At 71.4% G+C, this 23826-nt stretch carries 24 protein-coding genes; 10 read left to right on the forward strand and 14 right to left on the reverse strand.

Going from position 1 to position 23826, the window contains the following annotated elements; all coding sequences use genetic code 11:
• Positions 1–7 precede the first annotated feature (7 nt).
• Positions 8–526, reverse strand: coding sequence for a tetratricopeptide repeat protein (locus H295_RS0121000; RefSeq protein WP_028809582.1), 519 nt, complete (start codon positions 524–526; stop codon positions 8–10).
• Positions 527–636: 110 nt separating this feature from the next.
• On the opposite strand from H295_RS0121000, the gene H295_RS0121005 reads away from it, so the two are divergent.
• Positions 637–1080 carry a hypothetical protein gene (locus H295_RS0121005; RefSeq protein WP_028809583.1) on the forward strand — a complete coding sequence of 148 codons (444 nt, stop codon included), beginning with the start codon at positions 637–639 and terminating at the stop codon, positions 1078–1080.
• A gap of 67 nt (positions 1081–1147) precedes the next feature.
• Here the strand turns inward: H295_RS0121005 and H295_RS0121010 are convergent, their stop codons facing one another.
• The 3 genes from H295_RS0121010 to H295_RS0121020 form a co-directional block, all read right to left on the reverse strand.
• On the reverse strand, positions 1148–2743 hold the full coding sequence (locus tag H295_RS0121010; RefSeq protein ID WP_028809584.1) for a DUF1996 domain-containing protein: 1596 nt from the start codon (positions 2741–2743) through the stop codon (positions 1148–1150).
• 183 nt (positions 2744–2926) lie between these two features.
• On the reverse strand, positions 2927–3580 hold the full coding sequence (locus tag H295_RS0121015) for a LuxR C-terminal-related transcriptional regulator (protein ID WP_020137320.1): 654 nt from the start codon (positions 3578–3580) through the stop codon (positions 2927–2929).
• A complete protein-coding gene (locus H295_RS0121020; RefSeq protein WP_020137321.1) occupies positions 3565–4845 on the reverse strand; it encodes a sensor histidine kinase in 1281 nt (426 codons plus the stop codon). The genes H295_RS0121015 and H295_RS0121020 overlap by 16 nt, the downstream gene beginning before the upstream one ends.
• Positions 4846–5114: 269 nt before the next feature.
• Between H295_RS0121020 and glnII the strand changes: the two genes are divergently transcribed.
• The 4 genes from glnII (at position 5115) to H295_RS0121040 (ending at position 8021) form a co-directional block, all read left to right on the forward strand.
• The gene (glnII, locus tag H295_RS0121025; RefSeq protein WP_020137322.1) at positions 5115–6143 is read left to right on the forward strand and encodes a glutamine synthetase; all 1029 of its coding nucleotides are present in this window, start codon (positions 5115–5117) and stop codon (positions 6141–6143) included.
• 85 nt (positions 6144–6228) lie between these two features.
• A complete protein-coding gene (locus tag H295_RS0121030; RefSeq protein ID WP_020137323.1) occupies positions 6229–7152 on the forward strand; it encodes a DUF6891 domain-containing protein in 924 nt (307 codons plus the stop codon).
• 88 nt (positions 7153–7240) lie between these two features.
• Positions 7241–7363 carry a hypothetical protein gene (locus H295_RS48400; protein WP_020137324.1) on the forward strand — a complete coding sequence of 41 codons (123 nt, stop codon included), beginning with the start codon at positions 7241–7243 and terminating at the stop codon, positions 7361–7363.
• An 82-nt stretch (positions 7364–7445) separates the two neighbouring features.
• The gene (locus tag H295_RS0121040) at positions 7446–8021 is read left to right on the forward strand and encodes a winged helix-turn-helix domain-containing protein (RefSeq protein WP_020137325.1); all 576 of its coding nucleotides are present in this window, start codon (positions 7446–7448) and stop codon (positions 8019–8021) included.
• 309 nt (positions 8022–8330) lie between these two features.
• Here H295_RS0121040 and H295_RS0121045 read toward each other — a convergent pair whose 3' ends face one another.
• Together H295_RS0121045 and H295_RS0121050 are read right to left on the reverse strand one after the other, a co-directional pair.
• Positions 8331–8996: a hypothetical protein gene (locus tag H295_RS0121045; RefSeq protein ID WP_020137326.1), complete on the reverse strand. Its 666-nt coding sequence runs from the start codon at positions 8994–8996 to the stop codon at positions 8331–8333.
• Positions 8997–9103: 107 nt separating this feature from the next.
• Positions 9104–9466: an arsenate reductase family protein gene (locus tag H295_RS0121050; RefSeq protein ID WP_020137327.1), complete on the reverse strand. Its 363-nt coding sequence runs from the start codon at positions 9464–9466 to the stop codon at positions 9104–9106.
• Between the two features lie 164 nt (positions 9467–9630).
• Here H295_RS0121050 and H295_RS0121055 point away from each other — a divergent pair, with 164 nt between their 5' ends.
• Entirely contained in the window at positions 9631–9945 is a 315-nt protein-coding gene (locus H295_RS0121055; RefSeq protein ID WP_020137328.1) for a hypothetical protein, read from the forward strand.
• A gap of 235 nt (positions 9946–10180) precedes the next feature.
• Here H295_RS0121055 and H295_RS0121060 read toward each other — a convergent pair whose 3' ends face one another.
• Complete coding sequence (locus H295_RS0121060) at positions 10181–11404, reverse strand: winged helix DNA-binding domain-containing protein (RefSeq protein WP_020137329.1); 1224 nt, start codon at positions 11402–11404, stop codon at positions 10181–10183.
• Between the two features lie 163 nt (positions 11405–11567).
• Here H295_RS0121060 and H295_RS0121065 point away from each other — a divergent pair, with 163 nt between their 5' ends.
• Positions 11568–12911: a DUF2252 domain-containing protein gene (locus tag H295_RS0121065; protein ID WP_020137330.1), complete on the forward strand. Its 1344-nt coding sequence runs from the start codon at positions 11568–11570 to the stop codon at positions 12909–12911.
• A 225-nt stretch (positions 12912–13136) separates the two neighbouring features.
• Here H295_RS0121065 and H295_RS0121070 read toward each other — a convergent pair whose 3' ends face one another.
• Together H295_RS0121070 and H295_RS0121075 are read right to left on the reverse strand one after the other, a co-directional pair.
• The gene (locus H295_RS0121070; RefSeq protein WP_020137331.1) at positions 13137–14591 is read right to left on the reverse strand and encodes an FAD-dependent monooxygenase; all 1455 of its coding nucleotides are present in this window, start codon (positions 14589–14591) and stop codon (positions 13137–13139) included.
• Between the two features lie 195 nt (positions 14592–14786).
• Positions 14787–16412, reverse strand: a complete 1626-nt coding sequence (locus H295_RS0121075) for an alpha/beta fold hydrolase (protein ID WP_020137332.1) — start codon at positions 16410–16412, stop codon at positions 14787–14789.
• A gap of 106 nt (positions 16413–16518) precedes the next feature.
• On the opposite strand from H295_RS0121075, the gene H295_RS0121080 reads away from it, so the two are divergent.
• Entirely contained in the window at positions 16519–16803 is a 285-nt protein-coding gene (locus H295_RS0121080) for a hypothetical protein (protein ID WP_020137333.1), read from the forward strand.
• A 16-nt stretch (positions 16804–16819) separates the two neighbouring features.
• Here the strand turns inward: H295_RS0121080 and pspAB are convergent, their stop codons facing one another.
• The 5 genes from pspAB to glnA form a co-directional block, all read right to left on the reverse strand.
• Positions 16820–17404, reverse strand: a complete 585-nt coding sequence (gene pspAB, locus H295_RS0121085; RefSeq protein ID WP_020137334.1) for a PspA-associated protein PspAB — start codon at positions 17402–17404, stop codon at positions 16820–16822.
• Between the two features lie 2 nt (positions 17405–17406).
• On the reverse strand, positions 17407–18324 hold the full coding sequence (gene htpX, locus H295_RS0121090) for a zinc metalloprotease HtpX (protein ID WP_028809585.1): 918 nt from the start codon (positions 18322–18324) through the stop codon (positions 17407–17409).
• Positions 18325–18498: 174 nt separating this feature from the next.
• Positions 18499–19818, reverse strand: a complete 1320-nt coding sequence (locus H295_RS0121095) for a hypothetical protein (RefSeq protein ID WP_020137336.1) — start codon at positions 19816–19818, stop codon at positions 18499–18501.
• A gap of 91 nt (positions 19819–19909) precedes the next feature.
• On the reverse strand, positions 19910–20191 hold the full coding sequence (locus H295_RS0121100; RefSeq protein WP_020137337.1) for a hypothetical protein: 282 nt from the start codon (positions 20189–20191) through the stop codon (positions 19910–19912).
• 137 nt (positions 20192–20328) lie between these two features.
• Positions 20329–21738 (reverse strand): type I glutamate--ammonia ligase, encoded by a 1410-nt coding sequence (gene glnA / locus H295_RS0121105; protein ID WP_020137338.1) that lies wholly within the window; start codon positions 21736–21738, stop codon positions 20329–20331.
• 200 nt (positions 21739–21938) lie between these two features.
• Here glnA and H295_RS0121110 point away from each other — a divergent pair, with 200 nt between their 5' ends.
• Complete coding sequence (locus H295_RS0121110; RefSeq protein WP_020137339.1) at positions 21939–22409, forward strand: RDD family protein; 471 nt, start codon at positions 21939–21941, stop codon at positions 22407–22409.
• Positions 22410–22557: 148 nt separating this feature from the next.
• The gene (locus H295_RS0121115) at positions 22558–23814 is read left to right on the forward strand and encodes a lipase family protein (protein WP_020137340.1); all 1257 of its coding nucleotides are present in this window, start codon (positions 22558–22560) and stop codon (positions 23812–23814) included.
• Positions 23815–23826 lie beyond the last annotated feature (12 nt).

Genomic DNA, 23826 nt, shown 5'->3' on the forward strand with positions numbered 1-23826 from the left:
GGGCGAATCAGCCCTCCGGTTCGACCAGCGCGCGGGCGTAGTTGGCCATCGACCGCTGGTAGCGCGGCAGATGCGGGGCGAGCGCGCCCAGGACCAGGGACAGGCCCTCGCGGTCCCGGCCGAGGCTGGACAGGCACAGCGCGAGCGTGGCGCGTACCGCGTCGTCCAACTCGTCCGACGGGCCGTCCAGTTCGGGGGTGAGCAGCTTGACGCCCTCCTCCGCCTGCCCGATGTTCCGCAGGGAGCTCGACAGTTGGATCCTGGCGCGCCGCCCCTTGTATCCGGACAGCCCGCCCGCGAGGGCCTCCCGGTACAGCGGGGCGGCCTTGTCGGAGTGCCCCGTCGAGTCCCACGCACAGGCCCGCTCGAACGCGCCGAGCGGACTGCCGTCGGGCAGTTCGGCCACGAGGGCGTCGATCACGGCCCGGAACTCGGCCGCCCGCTCCTCCGGATACTCGTCGAAGCTCGCCCAGGCGGCGTCGACCCGCTTTTCCCAGTCCTCGTTCACCGGCACACTTTCGCACATCCGTATCAACCGTGACACCGTGATTTGAGCGTCCCGCGCCCCGCAGCCGTATGGGGGAGGACGGACCCCCGCCGGGGCCCGTCCGACGTGACCCGTGACCGGAGGAACACATGAGGTTGACCCGACCGATGCTCGCGCTGACCGGCGCGGCCGCGGCGCTGGCGCTGGCGGGCTGCGGATCCGGCGGTGACACGAAGGCCGCAGCCGCGGTGCCGTCGGCGGCGACCGGCAGCCTGGAGCACCTCGCCGCCGAGGTGAAGTGCACGCCCAACATCCAGATCGACGCCGACGAACTCCGCCAGGCCGTCTGCAAGAAGTCCAAGGACGCCGACGGCAAGTTCATCCTCGCCACCTTCGCCACCGACCGCGGCCAGCGCGAGTGGATCAACGGCGCCAAGGACTACGGCGGTCACTTCCTGGTCGGCCGCAAGTGGGTCGCCGTCGGTGACACCACCAAGACGGTGACGGTGCTGCGCAAGACGCTCGGCGGGGACATCGAGGAGGGTGTGGACCACTCGAAGATGGGCGGCGGGGCTTCGCACTCGGCCCATTGAGCCCACGCACAGCAGAAAGCCGGCGGTGAGGGATTCTCACCGCCGGCTTTCTCATTCAGTCACGCTGTCACTGGCACTTCCGGCCGGTGTTGATGCAGTTGACCATCTTGTTCATCAGGTTCGTGGAGAAGAAGTTGATGAAGTCGTTGTGGTCGGTGATCGGCTTGTGCAGGTTCTCCGGGAAGGTGTCCACCGCGTAGGGGTTGATCACCTGGCCGTTCTGGAGCTTCGGGGCCGGGACGTTGTAGACGAGCCGGACCTGGAGCTGCGGGATCGCCTTGAAACCGTTGGCGCAGGAGCCGTCGGCCTGGACGAACGCCACGTGGGTGCGGTGGTTGGCGCTGTCGATGTTCTTGCCGTCCCAGCAGCTCTGGAAGTCGGTCGTGCGCACCACCTGGCTGCCCTGCGGGCAGATCGGGTACTTGTCGTGCAGCTGGACCTTGTTCTCGAAGCCGGTGCAGGACCAGTTCACGTTGGCGTTGGCATTGCCGTTGACGAAGGCCTTCGCGTCACCGGTGATGATGCGCAGGGCGGTCGGCATCGCGACGACGTTGCCCTTCTTGTTGCCGACGAACTTGATCTGCGCCTGGGAGGCCTGAAGGATCTTGCCGACGTTGCCTTCCTTGCCGCCGCCGTCCTTGTTCTGGTCGAAGTCCTGCGTGCCGTTCTGGAGACGCAGCACCGGCCAGAAGTACGAGGACTTGTCGCCCTGGTTCTGGCAGCTGCTCTGGGCGGCCGCCAGCTCCTGGTCGCTCGCGAAGGCGTCGTTGGACTGGTTGCCGACGTAGTCGTGCAGGTGGTGGGCGCCGTTGGCGACACCGGGGGCCACGATCACGTTGTCCGTGTTGTGGTTCTTGTTCCCGTTGGTGCCGCACTTGGTGACGAAGCTGCCCCGTGAGCCCGAGTTGCCGTTGGCCGGCAGACCGTTCTGGCCGACACCGAGCTGGGCGTTCGCCTGGACCTTGGTGATGTCCACGAAGTCCGACGCCACCGGGCCGTTGCCGCCCTGTCCGCCGTTGCCCTGCTGCTGGCCGCCCTGCTGCTGACCGCCGTTCTGCTGGCCACCGTTGTTCTGCTGGCCGCCGTTCTGCTGCTGACCGCCGTTCTGCTGCTGGCCGCCGTTGTTCTGCTGACCGCCGTTCTGCTGCTGGCCGCCACCGGCGTTGCCGGCGTTGGTCTGCGGGGCCGCGTTCTGCGTGGTGCAGGCCGCCAGCTGGCTGAGCGAGTTGTCGAACTGTCCCCCGACCCGCTGGATGTCGATGCGGATCCGGTCGATCGTGGCCGCCCGCTTCTCCTTCAGGGGGCCGACGATGGCGTTCTGGACGAAGCTCGCGTCCTGGGCCTGGGCCTGGCGCGACGAAGCGAGCCTGGCGTAGGCCTCGGTGATCTGCTTGTCGAGGTTCGCCAGCTCCGCGGCGACGCCGTTGCGTGCCTGCTGCGGCACGTTCGTCAGCTTCTGACCGACGTCCGGGCACGAGATGGTCGCCACCTGCGCGGCGGCGGCCTTGGTCTGGTTCTGCTGCCAGCCGTTGTTGTTCGACTCGTGCGCGGATGCGTAGAAGTTCGCCCAGATCAGCCCGCCCCCGCCGAGCGCTAGGGCCGCCGACGCGGCTATGGCCTTCGTGGCCATCGACGAGCGGCGTTTACGTGTATTGCGTCCCATGGAACTCCTCTGACTTCCTTTTTCGGGGCTATCGAGGCGCCCGACAGGAGTGAAGCGGCGTCATCCCATACGCACGCCGTCCCAGGGGTGTTCAGCCGCCTCACAAACAAATCAGAGGTTTACCTGGTCTTGGTACATCAACAGCCCGGTGAGCAGCAGGAGTTACAGAAAATAAGGAGCTGTTCACCGGCCCCGGTCGAGGTACGCGAGCACCGCGAGAACGCGGCGATTGTCGTCGTCCGACACCTCAAGACCCAGTTTGGTGAAGATGTTGGCGGTGTGCTTGGCGATCGCCCGTTCCGTCACCACGAGCCTGCCGGCGATCGCCGCGTTGGTCCGCCCCTGCGCCATCAGGTCCAGCACCTCCCGCTCCCGGGGCGTGAGCCGGGCCAGTGGCTCGTCGTCCGCCGACCGCCGGCTCAGCAGCTGCTGGATCACCTGCGGGTCCATCGCGGTACCGCCCGCCGCCACCCGCCGTACGGCGTCCACGAACTGCTCGGCGTCGAACACCCGGTCCTTGAGCAGATACCCCACCCCGCCGCTGCCGTCGGCCAGCAGCTCGCGCGCGTACAACTGCTCCACGTGCTGAGAGAGCACCAGCACCGGCAGCCCGGGTCTGGCCCGCCGGGCGTCGAGCGCGCACTGGAGCCCCTCGTCGGTGTGCGTCGGCGGCAGACGTACGTCGACCACCGCGACGTCCGGCTCCAGTTCGGCCAGGGCCCGGGCCAGTTCGGGCCCGGACTCGACGGCCGCGGCGATCTCGAAGTCGTGTGCCTCGAGGAGCCGCACCAGCCCGTCCCGCAGCAGGAAGAGGTCTTCGGCTAGGACAACGCGCAAGGAATCTCCATGGTGACCATGGTGGGACCGCCCGCGGGCGAGCTGACGGCCAGGACGCCGTCGAATGTACCGAGCCGCCGCTCGATCCCGGAGAGTCCCGAACCGGCCGCGATCACCGCACCGCCGCGGCCGTTGTCGGTGACGACGATCCGCAGCATCTCCTCCCCTTCTTCCACGTGGTGCAGGTCGATCCAGATCCGGTCGGCGCCCGCGTGCTTGACCGCGTTGGTGAGGACCTCGCTGACCGCGAAGTAGGCGGCCGACTCCACCGGCGCGTCCGCCCGGCCCCCGAGGTCGACGGCCACCTCCGTCGGCACCGGCAGCCGCAGCGCCAACGCCCGTACGGCGTCGCCCAGTCCGCGCTCGGCCAGCACCGGCGGGTGGATCCCGCGCACCAGGTCGCGCAGCTCGGCGAGCGCGTCCACCGAGGACTGGCGGGCCTGGGCGAGCAGCTTCTTCGCCTGGGCCGGGTCCTTGTCGAGGAGGGCCTCGATGGTGCCGAGGTCCATGCCCATGGCGACCAGCCGGGCCTGCGCCCCGTCGTGCAGGTCCCGTTCGATGCGCCGCAGTTCGGCCGCCGAGGTGTCCACCGCGTCCCGCCGGGTGTCGGTCAACACCCTCACCCGCTCGGCCAGTTCGGTCCGGCTCGGGGCGAGGAAGGTCCGGGTGAGGGTGAAGTGCGCCTGGAGCAGGCGGGGGGCGTAGAGGTAGGCGAGGGCGAGCAGGGGGAGGGCCAGGGCGCCCGCGGCGAGCCCGGACGCCTGGTCGGTGACATGGACGAAGCCGTACCAGTAACCGTCCACCTCCGACAGCGGCTGCCACAGCCCGGCCGCCACCGCGAGTCCTTCCAGCGGATAGAGGACCAGCACCGCGGGCAGCAGCGCCGTCACGTACCCGGCCGTCATGTCGACCTGGAGCCAGCGCAGATCCCGCCAGGTCGCCGGGTCCCGCAGCAGGGCGTAGGTCCGCGCCCAGGTGTTGGCGCCCTCCGGTACCGGCCGGTACGCCGACGGGATCCGCACCCCGCCCCACTCGGCGGCGAGCCCCCGCCGCCAGTCGGCGAAGGCCCGCACGCCCTTCACCGCCCAGGGGGTCGTGTACGCCCCGATCCCGACCGGCACGAGCGAGATGGAGATCAGGGTCAGTACGGACAGGAGCAGCGCCCCCGGCAGTGTCACCAGCGTCAGCGCGAGCCCCCGTACGGCCGCGAGCCCCATGGCCCGCGCCCTCGTGCCCCAGCTGCCGTTCACCGTCTGCATGGTCATGACGTCAGTCTGGTCGAGGCGGGGACGGGGGTCACTGGGTCTGGCCGCCCTGCCCGGGGGTGGTGCCAGGTACACCCCGCAGACGGGTCGCACTTCTTTACACCGTGAGACGCGCCACAGCACCACCAGGTAACACGGGGTTCACATTCGAGCAATGGCCGGGAAATCGCCTGTTGACAGGCTCGCGCACATCGAGAGGCGGCGTTTCAGTGCCGCAGCGTCGCAGCACCCGCAAGTGCGCCCAGACACACCCCCGAAGGATGTGGCCCGTGAGCTTCAAGGCTGAGTACATCTGGATCGACGGCACCGAGCCGACGGCCAAGCTCCGCTCCAAGACGAAGATCCTCGGTGACGACGCCAAGGGCGCCGAGCTGCCGATCTGGGGCTTCGACGGGTCCTCCACGAACCAGGCCGAGGGGCACTCCTCGGACCGTGTGCTCAAGCCGGTCTTCTCCTGCCCCGACCCGATCCGCGGCGGCGACGACATCCTCGTCATGTGCGAGGTCCTCAACATCGACATGACGCCGCACGAGTCCAACACCCGTGCCGCGCTGGTCGAGGTCGCCGAGAAGTTCGCCGCGCAGGAGCCGATCTTCGGCATCGAGCAGGAGTACACGTTCTTCAAGGACGGCTACCCCCTCGGCTTCCCCAAGGGCGGCTTCCCGGCCCCGCAGGGCGGCTACTACTGCGGTGTCGGCGCGGACGAGATCTTCGGCCGTGACGTCGTCGAGGCGCACCTCGACAACTGCCTCAAGGCGGGCCTCGCGATCTCCGGCATCAACGCCGAGGTCATGCCCGGCCAGTGGGAGTTCCAGGTCGGCCCGGTCTCCCCGCTGGAGGTCTCCGACCACCTGTGGGTGGCCCGCTGGCTGCTCTACCGCACGGCCGAGGACTTCGGCATCTCCGCGACCCTGGACCCGAAGCCGGTCAAGGGCGACTGGAACGGCGCCGGCGCGCACACCAACTTCTCCACCAAGGCGATGCGCGACGGCTACGACGCGATCATCACCGCCGCCGAGTCGCTGGGCGAGGGCTCCAAGCCCCTCGACCACGTCAAGAACTACGGCGCCGGCATCGACGACCGCCTGACCGGCCTGCACGAGACCGCCCCGTGGAACGAGTACTCCTACGGCGTCTCCAACCGCGGCGCCTCGGTCCGTATCCCGTGGCAGGTCGAGAAGGACGGCAAGGGCTACATCGAGGACCGCCGCCCGAACGCCAACGTCGACCCGTACGTCGTCACCCGCCTGCTCGTCGACACGTGCTGCTCCGCGCTGGAGAAGGCCGGCCAGGTCTGATCCGCACCGCGCTTTCCCGAGGGGCGTCCACCGACCGGTGGGCGCCCCTCGGCGCGTTGTCAGTGGGGCGTGCCATGGTGGGGGCATGGAGATCGAGGGGGGCTTGGCCGTCAAGGTCGAGACGGAGTACGGGGACCGGCTCACCGGAGTGGGCGAGCGGCGGCTGCGCCGGCTGGTGCGCAGGCTGGGCATGAGCGGGGACCGCTGGCTGGCCGCGCAGCGCATCCCGGACGTGCCGAACGTGTTCGCGCAGGTGTGGCACGAGAAGGGCGGGGACTACCAGCTCGAACACCGCGCGGGCGGGGAGGGCCTGTTCGGCACGCGTCTCACCGACCCGGACCGGGTGGCCGCCCTGCTCACGGCCTGGGCCCGGCAGGAGGACGGCTGGGACGCCGGCCTCGTCTGGGAACCGGTGGATCTCGGCCCGGCCGAGGAGGTCCCCCACCTGCCGCGAGACGTCCGCGAGCAGGTCGAGGAGCGCGTACGGCTGCTGCTGCGCTGCGGTTACGACAACCGGGCCCGGCTCACCGAGGACGCCGAGGAGTGGCTGGTCGACGGCGACGAGCGGCCCGTGTCCCGGGCACAGGCCGGAGAGCTGGTGGACCGGCTCTGGCTGGAGCGGCTCGGCGAGATGGAGACCTGGCCGACCACGACCGACCCCGATCGGCTCACCCGCGCCTTCGACGCCCTCACCACCCGCGGTGTCACCGCTCGCGAGAACTTCACCTGCTGCCGCACCTGCGGCACCGCGGAGATCGGCGCCGAGCGCGCCGAGGGTGACCGCGGGTTCGTCTACTTCCACACCCAGTGCACCGAGAGCGCCGCCGAGGGCCGGGGGCTGACGCTGCTCTTCGGCGGTTTCGACGGCTCGGCCGAGACCACCAGGGCGGTCGGTCACGAGGTCGTGGCGGCGCTGGAGGCGGCCGGTCTGTCCGCAGTCTGGGACGGCGATCCGGACAGGGCGATCGAAATCAGCCCCCTCGACTGGCGCAAACGCCTGGTGGGGTGAGGGGAGCCACATCAGTTTCACGCCAAGGAAGCGTTCAAGCAGTGAGAGGAGGCTCCTGTTACGGGCCGGTGTCTGCTTCAATGAGCTCATGGCCAGCTTCCAGAAGTACACCGCGACGGGTCGCCATGACCTCGAGCCCTTCTGGCCCTCCCGTCAGCACCATGACTTCGACCGGGTGTGTTGCCGCGCGGTGAACGCGCCGGCCCTCTAACGCCGTACACCCCGGCCTTCGGCCAGCGCGCAGTCGACATACGTCTCCTGTTGACCTCCTCGCGCGAAAGAGCTGACCTCTCATGGCGACCACTCGTTCTCTCTCCACCGCCACCCTGACCTCCGCCCAGAACGGCACCGCCCGCCACCGGCTGCGAGCCGTCGACCGGGACGAGGTCATCGATGTCGCGGACTTCCTGCCGCCGGGCGCCACCTGGCTGCCGGCCCCCCAGCACACCCTGCCCACGCTGCCGGGCCGGCCGCCGATGATCGGCTACCTGGTGCTCGTCCCGGCCGACCAGCAGCCGCCCTTCCTGCCGGTCGCGGTCCCGGACCGGCCCGAGCCCGTCGCCGACGAGACGGCCGCACCGCTTGTGCGCATCGACACCGTGCAGCGCACCGCCGCGGTCAACGGTGCGGAACTCGACCTGACGTACCTGGAGTTCGAGCTCCTCGCCCACTTCGTCCAGCACCCGAACCGGGTGCACACCCGCGACCAGCTGGTCACCACGGTCTGGGGTTACGGCCACGTCGGCGACGGCCGTACCGTCGACGTCCACATCGCCCGACTGCGCCGCAAGCTGGGCGCGGAGTTCCGCGGAGCGATCCAGACGGTACGGCGGGTCGGCTACAAGTACACCCCTCCGACCGCCGACTGACCCTCCCCGGAGGGCGACTGACCCTCCGGTGCCGGATGCGCCGCCTGTTCCTCCTGGACCCGGCTCCATGCTGCACCGGGTTCAAGGCGGCGTATCCCCTGCACGCCCCGCGGTCGGGAAAACGTCGGTCCTGCCGCTCGTGGCCGCGAGCAGCAGGACCCATGACGCCGATGGCGTGGCAGTTCGGTCGGCCTGACTGCTGCCGCGGGTGGAAGCCGACTTGGTCCCCGGCGTCTCCCACCACGCGCTGCCGCAGTCCGCGCCTCCCGAACCGGCGCGCCGCCTCACCGAGTTCCTAGGCGAACAGCCTCACCCCACCTTCTCGATCACGGCCCGGCGGATGAGGAACTTGCCGGGCTCCCGTACCTGTTCGAAGGCCGCGTTGTTGAGCAGGGCGCAGCTCCCGGAGACCGAAGTGACCTGCACCGTCGTGGACTTGTTGTTGTCCAGGTTGGTGACCTTCAGCTTCGTGCCGGCCGGGAACTGGTTGCTGGACGCGGCGGGCGCGCCGCCCTCACCGGACAGGGTGACGGTCGAGCCCTTGCACACCTGCTGCCCGGAGGCCGCGTTCCCCCCGGCGGGCGGAGCGGCGGGCGGGGCCTGGGGCGCGGCGGGCGCCGATGCGGATGCGGCCTGGGAAGGCTGTCCCGCGGCGGCCTGGGAGTCCTGAGCCGACTCCCCGGCCACACAGCCGGACGCTTCCTGCTGCACCTTGATCTGCGCGATCACGGCTTCCCGGTTGGCGATCCGGGCCGCCGACTGGGCGTCGGGGTTGGCGCGTTGCCCTTCGATGAACCGCTGGTTGTTGCCGAGCGCGGTGGCGAGGCCCTTGCAGACGGTCGACTCCGCGGCCGTCTGCGGACTCGCGGCGTTCGAGGTGGAGGCCATCACAAAGGCCCCGCCACCCGCCGCCACCGCCGCGCTCACCAGCAGCGCGACTTTCTTCTTCGTGCCGAGCGTTCTCCTGCGCGACATGCGCGCCTCCTAAGAGCTGGGGGAGCGTACGCCGCTATGTACGAGATACCGAACGGGGTTACTCAGTGGTCACGGGATTCGACCGACGTAACCTGCGTCACACTCCGCTATTTCCTGGCCAGGGCGTCCCGTACGGCGTCCTCACTGCGGGCGACCACGGCCGAGCCGTCGTCCGCAGTGATGATGGGCCGCTGGATGAGCTTGGGGTGCTCGGCGAGCGCGGCGATCCACCGGTCCCGCGAACTGTCGTCCCGCACCCACTCCTTGAGCCCGAGCTCCTTGGCGGCGGCCTCCTGGGTGCGGGTGATGTCCCACGGTTCGAGCCCGAGCCGGCCGAGCACCTCGCGGATCTCGTCCTCGCTCGGGACGTCCTCCAGATAGCGGCGGACGGTGTACTCGGCACCCTCCGCGTCGAGCAGGCCGACCGCGCTGCGGCACTTCGAACAGGCCGGGTTGATCCAGATCTCCATGCCGCTCACGGTACCCGGAAACCCGTTCTCCACCTGCGTCACAGCACCCCCGAAAGCCCTTGTGGCCAGGGGCTTTTGTCAGTGCCGGGCGGTAGAATAAAACCAGTGTTCGAGGGCGCCGCCGGGACCCCGGCTCCCGCCCTTACCGCGACAGGAGGATGCCTGTGCCCGCTGCCGCACTGAAGCCGAAGCCGTTGCCCACCCAGTCCACCGCGAAGCACCCCGTGCTGCTCGACCTTCCCTACGCCCCCGTGGAGAAGCGCCCGTTGCCGCCGGGCCGCCCCCGCGAGTGGTACGTCACCCACAACCGCCGCCTCAAGGCGATGCGGCTCGCGATCGCCCTGCTCGACTCCGGCGTCTACATGCCGAACCAGGCCCGGAACGAGACGATCCGTGACACCGCGGAGTCGATCGGCGTCCACCCGCCGTCCGACACCACGTGCCACATGGTCCGGGCCCTGATGCGCTACTCCCGGTGACCTTCGGCGCCGGGTGCCGTCCCCTGCGGGGCACCCGGCGCCTCGGTCGTTCTGGTCGGCCGGCAGTCCAGGTCTGCTCGGTTGTCCCGGACAATCGGCGCCCTGGATCAGCCAGTTGGCCCCGTCACGCCGTCCGTCCTGGACCGGCCAGCCGGCCCCGTCACCTCGTCCGCCCTGGACCAGCCCGCCACCCACCACCCGTCAGCCATCAGCCCGTCCGGACTGGATCAGCCAGTCACCCCGTCACCCCGTCCGCCCCGCTCCCCGTAGCCTCGGCCAGTTCCTTCTCCAGCGGGGTGCGGAAGCGGGGCCTCACCCAGGTCGCCCCCACCCACCCGCGCAGCCGGGCGGCCTCCCGCGCGATCGCCGCCTCCGCCTCGCGGCCCACGCCCTCCGTGTCCAGCAGCCGCCAGACGATCTCCCCGTCGGCGCGCTGCCCCCAACCACCCACCACCCGCCCGTTCCACCACACCGTCGGCCCCACGTTGCCGCTCCGGTCGAACAGGGCGGGCCGCAGGGCGGGGGCCAGATACCAGTCCCGCTGCTGCCAGCCCATCGCCGTCGGATCGAGCCCCGGAAGCAGCGCGGCCCAGGGCTCCGAAGGCTCCTCCACCGGACCGTCGTCGCCCTCGACGACATACGCCGGCCCCTCGTCCACCGTCACCGTGACCGCGCCGATCGCCGTGAGCGCACGGCGGACGTCGGAGACCTTCCAGCCCGTCCACCACTTCAGGTCCGCCTCGGTCGCGGGACCGCACACGGTGAGCCAGCGCCGCAGCAACTCGGCCTGGGCCCCGGCCACGTCGAGTTCGGGGTGGGGCGGCGCCACCGCCCAGCGGAACTGCGAGGACATCCAGGAGCCCAGCGGCCGCCCGCGCACCACCTTGCCCTCCACGCCGAGCACCCGCAGCAGCCGCGACGACACCGTGTGGACGCCCTCGTAGCTCTTGCCGGCCGCGTACACGAACTGCACCCGCAACCGCGGCTCGTCCTGGGCGAGTTCCGTCGCCGTCGCCTGCCCGCGCCGGGCCAGCGCGGCCAGCATCGACTCCTCGACCTCCTTCAGCCAGGCCGCGTCCGGTGCCCCCGCCTTCGCCATGTCCTTGATGAGCGCGGCCCGTTCACGCGCGGCGACCGTGAGGCCCGTAGAGGCGTGCACGACGGCGGTCAGGTCGGTCGGGAACGCGAACACGGTGTGCCGCATCCCGTGCATCCGCACCAGCGTCCGGTCCTCGTACAAGGCCCGCTCGGTCTCCGGGACGGTCCCCGAGGAGTCCACGAGCCGAGCCCCCACCGCGAGATAGACGGTCGCGGGATCGGACCCGTGCAACGCGACCAGCGCCTCACCCACCTCCTCCGGCGTCCCCACCCGCGCCTCCACGGCCACCTGCTGCCGCAACCCGAGCCGCGCGCGCCGCTCGCCCACCCCGACATACCGCACCGCATCACCCAAGCCCATACGGCCCATCCTGACCGACGCCACTGACAACGCGCCCCCGCTGCACACGTCACCCGATCGCCGTACTCCACATGCGCCCGCCCCACCCCCGTCCTTCACTGCGATCAGGAGGTGGCAGCCACACCGGCGACCAGGAGGCGGGCGTGACCCAGAGGCAGGGCCGATGAACACCCCCGGGACCACTCCACAGACCCGCGGCCGGGCCGCCCGCAAACGCGTCCCCCGTTCCGCCCACGCCACCTGGCTCCCGTCCCTGGACCGCCAGGACCCCGTCGCCGTACTGGAGCGGCAGGGCCGCGACCGTCTCCCGGAACTGCTCCCGATCCGGTACGGCAGGATGTCGGCCTCCCCGTTCGCCTTCCTGCGGGGCTCCGCCGCCGTGATGGCCGCCGACCTGGCCTCCCAGCCGCACACCGGCCTCACCGTGCAGCTCTGCGGCGACGCCCACCTGCTCAACTTCGGCCTCTACGCCTCCCCGGAACGCTCCCTCCTCTTCGACCTCAACGACTTCGACGAGACGTTCCCGGGCCCCTTCGAATGGGACGTCAAGCGGCTCGCCGCGAGCGTCGCCGTGGCCGCCCGCGAGAACGGGCACAGCGACGACAAGGCCCACCGGGCGGCCCGCGCGGCGACCACCGCGTACCGCACGGCCATGCGCCGCCTGGCCCGCATGGGGGAGCTGGAGGTCTGGTACGAGAGCGTCGACGCCGACAGCCTGCTGCCCCTCGTCCGCTCCGCCCACCACCGCAGGCGCGTCCAGTCCAGCCTCACCCGGGCCCGCCGCCGCACCAGCCTCCAGGCCCTCGGGAAGCTCACCGAGATCGTCGACGGCCGCCGCCGCATCATCACCGACCCGCCGCTCCTGGAACCCGCCGGTGCCCCCGACATGGCCAGCCTGCGCAAGATCTTCAGCGACTACCGCTCCACGCTCTCCGAGGAACGCCGGCTGCTCCTGGACCGCTACCGCTTCGTGGACGCGGCCCGCAAGGTCGTCGGCGTCGGCAGCGTCGGCACCCGCTGCTTCATCGTCCTGCTGACCGGCCGGGACGGTGACGACCCGCTGTTCCTCCAGATCAAGGAGGCCCGCCCGTCCGTGCTGGAGGAACACCTGCCGCACGGGCCGTACGTCCATCCGGGGCGCCGGGTGGTCGTGGGCCAGCGTCTGCTCCAGGCCGCGAGCGACATCTTCCTGGGCTGGATGAGCGGGCCCCAGGGCCGGGCCTTCTACTGGCGTCAACTGCGCGACATGAAGGGCTCGGCAGAGGTCCTGGGCATGTCCCCGTCCGACCTCACGGCGTACGCAGGCCTCTGCGGCACCACCCTGGCCCGTGCCCACGCCCGCTCCGGCGACCGCGTCGCCATCGCCGCGTACCTGGGCGGCGCCGACACCTTCGACCAGGCGGTAGCCGCCTTCGCCCTCGCCTACGCCACCCAGACGACCAAGGACCACGCGACCCTGACGGCGGCCATCGCAGCGGGCGTCCTCGGAGCAGCCCCCGGCGAGTGACCGCACGAGCCACACGACTCCACCGGCCCACGGGGCCACGCGGGAAGTACGGCTGCCGCCCGCCCCGGCGTGTCCGCCCGCCCCAGCGTCCGCACCAGGGTCGCGCGACAGCCGGGGGCAACGGCGGGGCCGTACGACCGCCGCCCGCACCCGGGCCGTGAGGCTCCCGGCCACCCCCGCCCCCGCTCCCACGCCCTCCTCGGCCCTACCGGCCCCCCGCCCCGATCAGCCCACAGGCCGGCCGAACCACCGCGAAAGCCGGGTGTCGAGGGCCCGTTGGTCATCCCCGAGCCATGCCACGTGGCCGTCGGGGCGGAGCAGGACAGCCGGAGCGTCCAGGGGCACCGTCGGGTCCCCGAGGTGGTCGACCCGGTCGGACCAGTCGCCCACGGTCAGCTGCCCGGTACGGTCCAGCAGGAGGCCGCGGCCCCGGCGCATCAGGTCGTAGAGGCGGCCCCCCTGCACGTCGAGGTCGGGCAGGCGGCGGCCGAGCAGGCCGGGGCCCTCATCGAAGTCGTACCGGACGCCGGTCGCGGTGATCTTCTCGATGAGATGCCGGTTCACCTCGTCGAAGTCCATCAGCTCGGCGAGCAGCCTGCGCACGGCCCGCGGGCCGGGTTCGGGGGAGAGCAGTTCCATCTGCGCGCGCGTGTTGTCGAGCACGTCCGCGGCGACCGGACGGCGTTCCGCCTCGTAGGTGTCGAGCAGCGTCCCGGGTGCCCGGCCCCGCAGGTGCGCGGCCAGCTTCCAGCCGAGGTTGAACGCGTCCTGGAGGCCCAGGTTCAGACCCTGCCCGCCGGTCGGGGGATGGATGTGCGCCGCGTCCCCGGTGAGCAGCACCCGCCCGGCCCGATACCGCTCGGCGAGCCGGGTGGCGTCCCCGAAGCGGGACAGCCAGCGCGGGGAGTGCACCCCGAAATCGGTCCCGGCGACGACGCGCAACCGCTGCCTGAACTCCTCGATGGTGGGCGGCTGCGCGCGATCACCGACCCCCGCCGCGGGGACCACGACGCTGTACGTCTCAGTCCCGACGGGCCGCAGCCAGAACCGGTGCAGGGTCTCGCGGACCCCGGCCACCCGGGCGGCGACCTCCTCCGGGGGCATCCCCACCGCCATCTCACCCATCAGCGTGTCGGTCCGCGAGGGCTCGCCGGGGAAGCCGACCCCGAGCAGTTTGCGCACCGTACTGCGCGCCCCGTCACAGCCGACGAGACAGCGCGCACGCAGCCGTTCGCCGTCGGCCAGTTCGACGGTCACCCCGTCGTCGTCCTGTTCGAGACCGGCCACCGCGCAACCGTGCCGTACCTGCGCCCCCAGCCCGGCCGCGTGCTCTTCGAGGAGGCGGACGAGGACCGGCTGCGGGATGCCCAGCAGATAGGCGTGCGCGGAATCCAGGCCCGGGGGCACCGGCTTGTCGATGGCGGCGAAGAAGCCGCGGGCCGGCCTCCGCCTGCCGTGCGCGAGCAGGCGGTCCAGCAGCCCGCGCATCGCCATGATCTCGAGACTGCGCGTGTGCAGACCGACGATCCGGACGTACGGCGCCGGCTCGGTCTCCTTCTCCAGGACGAGCACCCGCACCGCGTGCAGGCGGAGTTCGGCGGCCAGCAGCGCGCCGGTCGGCCCGCACCCGGCGATGATCACATCGAACGACGGCTCGGAGGTGAACTGCGAAGAGTCCATGGGTGTTGCCTTTCGGGAGTGCCCAGTGGTCGAGGGGCTCCCGGCGACATCTGCGTCAGTCGTCGGCCATGACGGAAAGGGGGAGCACCCATAGCGCTACAGCGTTCACGGGTCTCACCTCCTCGGGCGGGGTCACGGTCCACCGCACGCTACAAGCCCCGGCCCCACCCGCTCCACTCATTTCCGCCCGACGCCTCAGCCGTACCGCTCCACCAGCCCCCGCACATACGCCTCCAGCCGCCCGCCCAGCACCTCCGGCGTCAGATCGGTCCGTCCCAGCTCGCGCCACGGTCCGGCGAGCTTCTCCGCGTCGGGGCAGTAGGCGAGGGCGTCCAGGAGCCGCCAGTACAGGTGGGCGGGCCCGTCCGCCAGGCGCAGGCCGCCCCGCGCCTCGTACCGCTCCCGGAAGCCCAGCCCGTGGACCGGCCCGTGCAGCAGGGCGAGTGCTGTCGAGCAGTGCGCGACATCGAGGTCGGCGGGTCCCCACGAGGTCTCCACCCAGTCGACCACCCCGCTCACCCGGGTCTCCTCGCCCGCGCCGGTGAAGAGCACGTTCCCCGGGTGGAAGTCCCGGTGCAGGAAGCAGCCCTCGTACGGCGGCGGGTCCCGGCGGATGACATCCACGGCCCGCTCCCACAGCGCCCCGCCCACGCCCCGCACCCGATCCGGCGAGGTCCACGCCTGGTAGGCGCGCGGCCGTACGTCGGGAACGACCCGGTGGATCCGGACGAGTTGGTCCGCCAGCAGGTCGAGCCGCCGCTCCAGATCCTCCTCGTCGACGCGTACCCGGCCCGGCAGCCGGGACATCAACAGCGAGGGGTGGTCGCAGTGTTCGGCCGTGGCGTCCACGGCGACCGGGTCGGGGGCCGGCACCCCGTCCTGGCCGGCGAGCAGCGCCAGGACCGACGCCTCCCGGCCCAGCAGACCGGGCGCGTGATGCCGGAAGAAGGGCTTCACGAACGACCTGAGGACCAGCTCGGAACCGTCGTCGAGGGTGAGCCGGCGCATCTGGGAGCTCCAACCCCCGGACAGGAAACCGGTGTCGACGACCGACCGGCCTTCGGGCAGCTGCTTGGCCACCCAGCCGCGGGTCGCCGTCCAGCCCCCGTCGCCCGGGCCGGTCAGCAGCGCGGCCACCAACTCCCGCCGGTCGTCGGCGTAATCGTGCAGCCAGGCACCCAACCTGTGCCCGGCGTAGGGCAGTTCGAGGCGCGTGAACTGGGACCGGAAGGCCAGCGCCTCCTGCACGGCCTCGGTCACCTCCGGCGGGATCACCGCGTCCGTGCCCGGCACCGCGAGCACCGCCCGCCCCTCGAACCCCCGCAGCGCCCCGAGTGCCGGTGCCTGCCGCCAGCTGTCCGGCCGCCGGATGACCGCGCTGAACTCCCCGTCCCCACGCCCGAACGGCAGCTCCCACGCCTCACCGGCGTACACGGCGGGCGCGCACAACCCGATCGCCGCTACCCGCCCGCCGTAGTGGCGGACGAGGTCGGCCACCGTCTGCCCGCTCATGCTGAAGCCGACCAGCACCAGCGGAGCGTCCACCGGCACCTGCGCGTCGATCACGGAGACCGCCTGCTCGAAGCGCCGACGCAGACTCGACTCGGCCAGTTCGCCCGAGCTTTCACCGTGCCCGGAGAAGTCGAAGGCGAGCGCACGGCAGCCGTGAGCAGCGAACTCGTCGAGCAGCGGCAGGAGTTGTTTCTTGCTGCTGCTACCGGCGCCGTGCAGCAGTACGGCGGTCGGCGCCGCTGCCGGACCGCCGCCGTGGACACCGGCCAGGCGCTCACCGTCGTGCTCGTGGGTGAAGGGCACGGGCATGGACACCAACTCCAGAGTGCGGGGAAAGAGCTCGCGCAGGGCAGGCATCAGCCCGCCCCTCCGGGGCTACTCTTCTACACCACACCCACGCACACGGAGGCCCGTCATGGGCACCATCATCCTTTCCGGGACCGTCGTCCTGGTGATCCTGGGCTTCGGGAACCACACCTGGTGGCTCGTCGCCGTAGCCCTGCTCTTCGTCTACATGCAGTACGGCCGCGGTCCTTCGGCGTCCTCGTCGGGCGGCGCGGCCGGCGGTGCCTCGGACGCCTCGCCCGGCGGCTACCGCGCCTACCGCGACCGCCGCGACAAGCAGGCGAAGTGGGACCGCAGGTACCGCCGCGAACGCCCGCTGGAGTCCCGCCGCCAGGCGCGCGAGAGAAAGGGCTAGAGAAGAGGAAGGCGACTCAGAGCCCGGGAGCGCCCCACAGGGGGAACCACCGGTTCAGGTCCTGCTCGATGCGCAGATCGTTCGAGAGTGTCGCCTTCACCCGCAGCTCCAGCGCGTTGTCGCGGCGCTGTCCCGTGCCGGGCAGCGGGGCGAAGGGGTAGAAGGTGCCGCGCTTGTAGAGGTAGACCAGCGCCAGCGACCGGCCCCCGGTGTCCTGGAACCCGGCCAGTGAGCACAGCAGTTGGGGGCCGAAGCCGTTGACCTCCATCGAACTGTTCACCGCGTGCAGGTCGTTGACCAGCTGCGGCAGCTGCTCCGGAACGCGTTCGGAGACCAGCCAGGAGTAACCGAAGTCGTCCCGGCGCAGCTCCACCGGCGGTCCGTCCCGCTCGGCGTCCGCGTCCAGCAGGGCCTGCACCTCCCGGTGCGTCTGCTCGAAGGCGGCCCCCTCGACCGTCGCGAAGCACACCGCTCCGCGCCCGGTCGGGGTGAAGGAGGCGGCCGCCTCCAGCGTCACGGCCGCCGACGGCAGCGCGAACAGCTGGTCGAGATCGGGCGCGACGGGCTTGGTGCGCCCGAGCAGGATGTCCAGCAGCCCCATCCTCAGCCCGCCTTTCCGGGCTCCAGGGGCTCGCCCAGCTCCGCGGAGATCCGCCCCAGCTGCTCCAAGCGCTGTTCCAGGGACGGGTGGGTCGAGAAGTACCGCTCTAGGCCGGGCTCCTTGCCGGTGGCCGGGGTGAAGTAGAAGGCGTTGAAGGCCTGGGCCGTGCGCAGGTCCTTGGTGGGGATCCGGGCCAGCTCCCCGGAGACCTTGGTGAGCGCGGAGGCGAGCGCCGAGGGCCGGCCGGTCAGGTGGGCCGCCGCCCGGTCCGCCGCCAGTTCGCGGTACCGGGACAGCGCCCTGATCAGCAGGAAACTGAGCGCGTACACGGCCGCCGAGACACCCATCACCCCGGCGAACAGCACGGCCGTGTTCTGGTCCCTGCGCCCGCTGAACAGCTGGCTGTAGAAGGCGAACCGCACGATCAGCCCGGCGATCACGCCCAGGAACGAGGCGATGGTGATCACGGCGACGTCCTTGTGCGCCACGTGCGACAGCTCGTGCGCCAGGACGCCCTCCAGCTCGGCGGGCTCCAGCCGGTCGAGCAGCCCGGTGGTCACGCACACCACGGCGTTGTCCGGGTTCCTGCCGGTGGCGAACGCGTTGGGCATGTCCATCGTGGACACCGCGACGACGGGCTTGGGCATGTCCGCGATGGCGCACAACCGGTCGACCACGGCGTGCAGTTCGGGATACTCCACCGGCCCCACGACCCGCCCGCGCATCGCGAACATGGCGATCTTGTCGGAGAACCAGAACTGCGCCACGAACATCACGGCGATCAACGCCACGACCATCAGCCAGGACTTCAGCAACACGATCAACGCGGCGAAGAAGGCCACGTACAGCAGCCCGAGCAGGAACAGCGTGACCGTCATCCGCACGGTCAGGCGCCGGTCGCTCCGGAAACGGCTCCGCATCTGCATCACCCCGCAGTCAGGCACTCGTCCCACGCTCCAGTGTGCACCCGGCCCGGCCATGAAGCGGTCCCGATCAGCCCTAGGACCAGCAAAGGCTCAGCCCTGTGACGCGGCCGCCCGGTCCAGCAGCCGACCCACCTCCGCCGACCCGCGCGGCACACCGGCGGTCGGCCGCTACCGCCGCACGGCCTGCCGGGCCCAGTGCCGCAGCCGCTCGTCCGGGTCGTCGATCAGCGCGACGGCCGCCCGCCGCCGTACGACCCCGTCGTGCGCTTGGAGCAGCCGGAACGCGGCGACCCGTTCCGCCCGGGGCCGCTCTGGCCCGAGCCGTGCCATCAGCCACTGATCGTCCAGGGCCCGGGCGGAGGGCACCAGGGCCAGGGCCGCCTCCCGTACGACCCCGGGGGCGGGGTCGTCGAGCAGCTCACGCATCCGCTCCACGTCCGTCACGTCCAGGGCCCGCAGTCCGGCCACCGCCCGGGTCCGCACCGCGGCCACCGGATGCGAGGTGAGCGCCCACAGCAGGCCGGCGTCGGCCCGCTCCCCGCACTCCGCCAGCCCGCTCACCACGCCGGGCGCGAGATCCCCGGGGGCCCCGCACCGCTCCCGGTACCAGGCGCGCGGATCACCCCCGGCCTGCCGCACCACGTACCGGGCACAGGCGCGCACCACCCCGGCCCGGTCGCCGAGGAACGCCACGGCCCGCTCGGAGCGCCCGGCCCGCCGCAACGCGGTGACCCCGGCCGCCCGGGCGTGCGCTCCGCGGGCACCGAGAAGCGTCTCGAGCACGTCGTCGTCCGCGCCGCCCTCCGCGACGGCGGCCAGGGTGGCGTCCGCACACAGGCTCTGGACGACCAGGTCGGTGTCCCGGGCGGCGGCCCGGGCCAGCTCGCTGGGGGAGAGGTGCCCTTCCTCCACGGCGAGGCGGTAGGCGTACCGGCGTACCGCCTGGTGGGTGTCGGTGTAGAGCGGGGTGAGGACCCGTGGGTCGGCGTTGCGCAGCAGCCCGGCGGCCAGATCGGTGACGAAGTCGCCGCGTCCCCGTCGCCCGATGCGCAGGATCAGCGGCAGCAGCCGTACGGCGGCCTCGGCGTCGAGCAGCTCGGCCAGCAGCCGCCGGGCCGTCTCCCGCACGGGTTCGGCCCAGTCGGCGCACCGCAGCACGAGCAGCGGCAACAGTTCCGGGCGCCCCGCGGCCCGGCCCAGCGCCCGCTTGCGGACCCGCCCGTCCCGGTGGCACAGGGCGAGCGCGAGCCGCGCGTCGGTGAGCTCGGCGCCACGGCGCAGGGCGTCGGTCAGAGTGCGTCCCTGATCGGTCCGCTGCCAGGCCGGCAGCCAGGTGTCGTCGGCCGCGGACCAGGCGCCGTGCCGTGTCTCCACGTCGAGCGCGATCCAGACGGCCGGGTCGTCCACGTCGGGCAGGGCTTCCCGCAGACCGGCTCCCTCGGCGAGCCGCACCGCCACTGCCGCCATGTCCTCGACGATCCCGGCCACGCCCGCTCCCCGCCCTCGATGTGTCCGCAGATCCTAGGCGGGTCCAGCCCGAGGCGCTCGCGAATTACCTGCTCAGCCGGGTGAGGGGCGCCTAGTACGACCCCCGGAGGTTCGCGTAGCCCAGCAGCAGGATGACGGCCGCCACGCACCCGAACACGATCGCCGCCGACCCCCACGCCGACCGGCGAGGCGTCCTGAGCGACGACCGACGACGCGCCCGGAACTCCGCCTCCGCACGGAACGGCTGCGGCTCCGGCGGGTTCTCCTTCCAACGGGCGGCGAGCATCCGGGCCCGCGCCGAGGGCTCCTTCAGCTCGGCCCCGTCGGCCCACTTGAGGTCGAACTCCCGCGCCTCGTCGTCCTGTTCCGGCATCCCCTGACCCCCGTCACCTCTCGAACAGCCGTACACAGAAAACGATACGACGACGCCCCCACCCCTGAACAACAGGAGTGGGGGCGCCGCAAAGCCTCCGTAGGACCAAACCGCCGTAGGGCCGGCCTACGCGTCGATCACACGTCGAAGTACAGCTCGAACTCGTGCGGGTGCGGACGCAGCTGGAGCGGGGCGATCTCGTTGGTCCGCTTGAAGTCGATCCACGTCTCGATCAGGTCCGGCGTGAAGACGTCGCCCTGGAGGAGGAACTCGTGGTCGGCCTCGAGGGAGTTGAGGACCGCCGGGAGGGAGGTCGGGACCTGGGCGACGTTCGCGTGCTCCTCGGGAGCCAGCTCGTACAGGTCCTTGTCGATCGGCTCGGCCGGCTCGATCTTGTTCTTGATGCCGTCCAGGCCCGCGAGGAGCAGCGCCGAGAAGGCCAGGTACGGGTTGCCGGAGGAGTCGGGCGCGCGGAACTCGACGCGCTTGGCCTTCGGGTTGGAGCCGGTGATCGGGATACGCATGGCCGCGGAGCGGTTGCGCTGCGAGTACACCAGGTTGATCGGCGCCTCGAAGCCCGGCACCAGACGGTGGTAGGAGTTCACCGTCGGGTTGGTGAAGGCGAGCAGCGACGGGGCGTGCTTGAGGATGCCGCCGATGTAGTAGCGGGCGGTGTCCGACAGGCCCGCGTAGCCGGCCTCGTCGTAGAAGAGGGGCTGGCCGCCGGCCCACAGGGACTGGTGGACGTGCATGCCCGAGCCGTTGTCACCGAAGATCGGCTTCGGCATGAAGGTCGCGGTCTTGCCGTTCTTCCAGGCCACGTTCTTCACGATGTACTTGAAGAGCTGGAGGTCGTCGGCCGCGGCGAGCAGCGTGTTGAACTTGTAGTTGATCTCGGCCTGGCCGGCGGTGCCCACCTCGTGGTGCTGGCGCTCGACCTGGAGGCCGGAGGCGGCGAGCTGGAGGGAGATCTCGGCGCGCAGGTCGGCGAAGTGGTCGACCGGCGGGGTCGGGAAGTAGCCGCCCTTGTAGCGGACCTTGTAACCACGGTTGTTCTCGACCGCACCGGTGTTCCAGGCGCCGGCCTCGGAGTCGATGTGGTAGAAGCTCTCGTTCGCCGAGGTGGCGAAACGGACGCTGTCGAAGACGTAGAACTCCGCCTCGGGACCGAAGTACGCGGTGTCGGCGATGCCGGTCGACGCGAGGTAGGCCTCGGCCTTCTTGGCCACGTTCCGCGGGTCACGGCTGTACTGCTCGCCGGTGATCGGGTCGTGGATGAAGAAGTTGATGTTCAGCGTCTTGTCACGGCGGAAGGGGTCGACCCGCGCGGTCGACAGGTCCGCGCGCAGCGCCATGTCGGACTCGTGGATGGCCTGGAAACCGCGGATCGACGAACCGTCGAACGCCAGCTCCTCGTCCGGGTCGAACGCCTCGACGGGCAGCGTGAAGTGCTGCATGACGCCCGGCAGGTCGCAGAAGCGGACGTCGACGAACTTGACGTCCTCGTCCGCGATGAACTTCTTGGCCTCGTCGGCGTTCTGGAACATCCAGCTCCTCCTACTCCCGACCGTTCCTGGACCGGGGTGGTAGTTCGTTCGTGCGGCCAGTGCGGTGGCACACGTTGTCCTCGACCCTAGGGACGGGTGGTTTCTCGGGCGTGACCCATTTGTTTCGCACAAGTTAACCGGACATCGACGGCCCCGCCCCTACTGTCCGCATCCCGAAACGCGGGCAGTACCGTGGAGCCGTGGACAAGAGGGATGCAATCGGATCATGGCTCTCCGGCCCCCGCGCGGCCGCCGAGGACGCAGGCGTCGACTTCGGATACCGCGGACAGCAGCTCGGCCTTCCGGAGGAGGGACCGGGCTCGATCGCCCGCCCCGGGCGCCGGCTCGGCGCCCTCGCCGTGGACTGGGCGATGAGCGTCGTGATTGCATCCCAGTTCATCACGCAGGGCTATGGCGACCACGCGACCTCGAACTGGGCCCTTCTGGTCTTCTTCCTGATGAGCGCCCTGACCGTCGGCACCATCGGCTTCACCCCGGGCAAGCGCGTCTTCGGCCTGCGGGTGGTCGCGGTCGACACCGGTCGGGTCAGTCCCTGGCGGGCCCTGCTGCGCACGGCCCTGCTCTGTCTCGCCGTCCCGGCCCTGATCTGGGACCGCGACGGCCGGGGCCTCCACGACCGGCTGGCGAGGACCGTCGAAGTACGGATCTGACGGCGACACGGCGACCTCGCTCTTTGTCGTGTCCTGACAGTTCCGGCACGGAACACGCGCGGCGGCTGACTATAGGTCAGTAGGTCCGGGCTCCTAGCGTCTGGCACCCAGAGCAACCTCCCCCGTTGCGAAGGGACCCTCCGGACCGATGAAGAGATCCGCCCTCGTCACAGCCGTCGCCGCCCTCGCCACGGCTCTGCTGGGCAGCGGCCTCGTATCCGCAACACCCAGGACTCCCGCCGCGGCGCCCTGTACGGCCGCCGACGCGGACGTCTACACGCCCCCCGCCACCGTCCCGGCCACCCCCGGCACCGTGCTGGCCTGCCGTTCCGTCACGCTGAGCCAGGTGCCCGGCGGCATCCCCATGGCCGCCTGGAAGGTCCTGTACAGCTCCACCGACAACGAGGGCCGCCCCGTCGCCGTCTCCGGCACCCTCGCCGTCCCCACGGCGCCCTGGACCGGCACCGGCGCCCGCCCCGTCGTCGCCTTCCACCCCGGCACCCTCGGTCTCGGCCCCCAGTGCGCGTTCTCCAAGCAGCTCGCCGGGGCCTTCCAGGACGAGTACGAGGGCGACAACATCGCAGCCCTGCTCAAGGCCGGGTACGCGGTCGCCGCGACCGACGGTCCCGGATACCTGGACGGGCAGACGCACCGCTACGTCGCCGGCACCGACTCCGGCCACGCCCTGCTCGACATCGCCCGCGCAGCGCCCGCGGTGCCGGGCAGCGGGCTGTCCAGGCAGGCGGGAGTCGGCCTCTGGGGCTACTCCGAGGGCGGCGCGGCCAGCCTGTGGGCCGCCCAGCTGGCGGCGGGCTACGCACCCGAGCTGAACGTGGTCGGGGACGCCTCAGGCGGTGTCCCGGGCGACCTCAAGCAGGTGGCGGCAGCGCTCGACGGCGGCGCCTTCTCCGGCTTCCTCGCCGACGCGGCCCTCGGCATCCAGGCCGCCTACCCCACGCTGCCCTTCGACTCGCTCCTCAACGACCGGGGCAAGGAGGCCGTGCGGACCGCCAAGTCCGTCTGCCTGGTCGGCACGGTCACCGCCCTCGCGGGCCGGAGCCTCAAGGACTTCACCACGGCCGGCCTCACCCTCGACCAGCTCTACCAGCAGCGCGGCAGCGACGGCCGCACCTGGGGCCAGGTCCTGGACGCCCAGAAACTCGGCGTGAACCTCGGCACCTACCGGATCCGCTTCCCCGTCCTCCAGTACCGGGGCGCCCTCGACGAGGTCATCCCCACCGCCACCGAGGACGCCGTCCGCACCGCCTACTGCGCGGCCGGCGTGAGGACCGGCTGGAAGATCTACCCCGGCGACCATCTGCTCACCGACAACCAGGCCGTCGGCGACGTCGTCTCCTGGCTCGGCGCCCGGTTCGCGGGCAGGGCGGCCCAGAACGACAGCTGATGCCCGAGGTCC

Source organism: Streptomyces sp. 351MFTsu5.1 (assembly GCF_000383655.1).
GTDB classification, from domain to species: domain Bacteria; phylum Actinomycetota; class Actinomycetes; order Streptomycetales; family Streptomycetaceae; genus Streptomyces; species Streptomyces griseorubiginosus.

Coding starts and splice junctions, on each gene's coding strand:
- H295_RS0121115 (WP_020137340.1), top strand. CDS start 22,558: ATGAAGAGATCCGCCCTCGTCACAGCCGTCGCCGCCCTCGCCACGGCT.
- H295_RS0121030 (WP_020137323.1), top strand. CDS start 6,229: ATGGAGATCGAGGGGGGCTTGGCCGTCAAGGTCGAGACGGAGTACGGG.
- H295_RS0121000 (WP_028809582.1), bottom strand. CDS start 526: ATGTGCGAAAGTGTGCCGGTGAACGAGGACTGGGAAAAGCGGGTCGAC.
- H295_RS0121050 (WP_020137327.1), bottom strand. CDS start 9,466: ATGGAGATCTGGATCAACCCGGCCTGTTCGAAGTGCCGCAGCGCGGTC.
- glnA (WP_020137338.1), bottom strand. CDS start 21,738: ATGTTCCAGAACGCCGACGAGGCCAAGAAGTTCATCGCGGACGAGGAC.
- H295_RS0121010 (WP_028809584.1), bottom strand. CDS start 2,743: ATGGGACGCAATACACGTAAACGCCGCTCGTCGATGGCCACGAAGGCC.
- H295_RS0121040 (WP_020137325.1), top strand. CDS start 7,446: ATGGCGACCACTCGTTCTCTCTCCACCGCCACCCTGACCTCCGCCCAG.
- H295_RS0121080 (WP_020137333.1), top strand. CDS start 16,519: ATGGGCACCATCATCCTTTCCGGGACCGTCGTCCTGGTGATCCTGGGC.
- H295_RS0121005 (WP_028809583.1), top strand. CDS start 637: ATGAGGTTGACCCGACCGATGCTCGCGCTGACCGGCGCGGCCGCGGCG.
- H295_RS0121045 (WP_020137326.1), bottom strand. CDS start 8,996: ATGTCGCGCAGGAGAACGCTCGGCACGAAGAAGAAAGTCGCGCTGCTG.
- H295_RS0121060 (WP_020137329.1), bottom strand. CDS start 11,404: ATGGGCTTGGGTGATGCGGTGCGGTATGTCGGGGTGGGCGAGCGGCGC.
- H295_RS0121020 (WP_020137321.1), bottom strand. CDS start 4,845: ATGACCATGCAGACGGTGAACGGCAGCTGGGGCACGAGGGCGCGGGCC.
- H295_RS48400 (WP_020137324.1), top strand. CDS start 7,241: ATGGCCAGCTTCCAGAAGTACACCGCGACGGGTCGCCATGACCTCGAG.
- H295_RS0121070 (WP_020137331.1), bottom strand. CDS start 14,591: ATGGACTCTTCGCAGTTCACCTCCGAGCCGTCGTTCGATGTGATCATC.
- htpX (WP_028809585.1), bottom strand. CDS start 18,324: ATGCGGAGCCGTTTCCGGAGCGACCGGCGCCTGACCGTGCGGATGACG.
- H295_RS0121065 (WP_020137330.1), top strand. CDS start 11,568: ATGAACACCCCCGGGACCACTCCACAGACCCGCGGCCGGGCCGCCCGC.
- H295_RS0121100 (WP_020137337.1), bottom strand. CDS start 20,191: ATGCCGGAACAGGACGACGAGGCGCGGGAGTTCGACCTCAAGTGGGCC.
- H295_RS0121075 (WP_020137332.1), bottom strand. CDS start 16,412: ATGCCCGTGCCCTTCACCCACGAGCACGACGGTGAGCGCCTGGCCGGT.
- pspAB (WP_020137334.1), bottom strand. CDS start 17,404: ATGGGGCTGCTGGACATCCTGCTCGGGCGCACCAAGCCCGTCGCGCCC.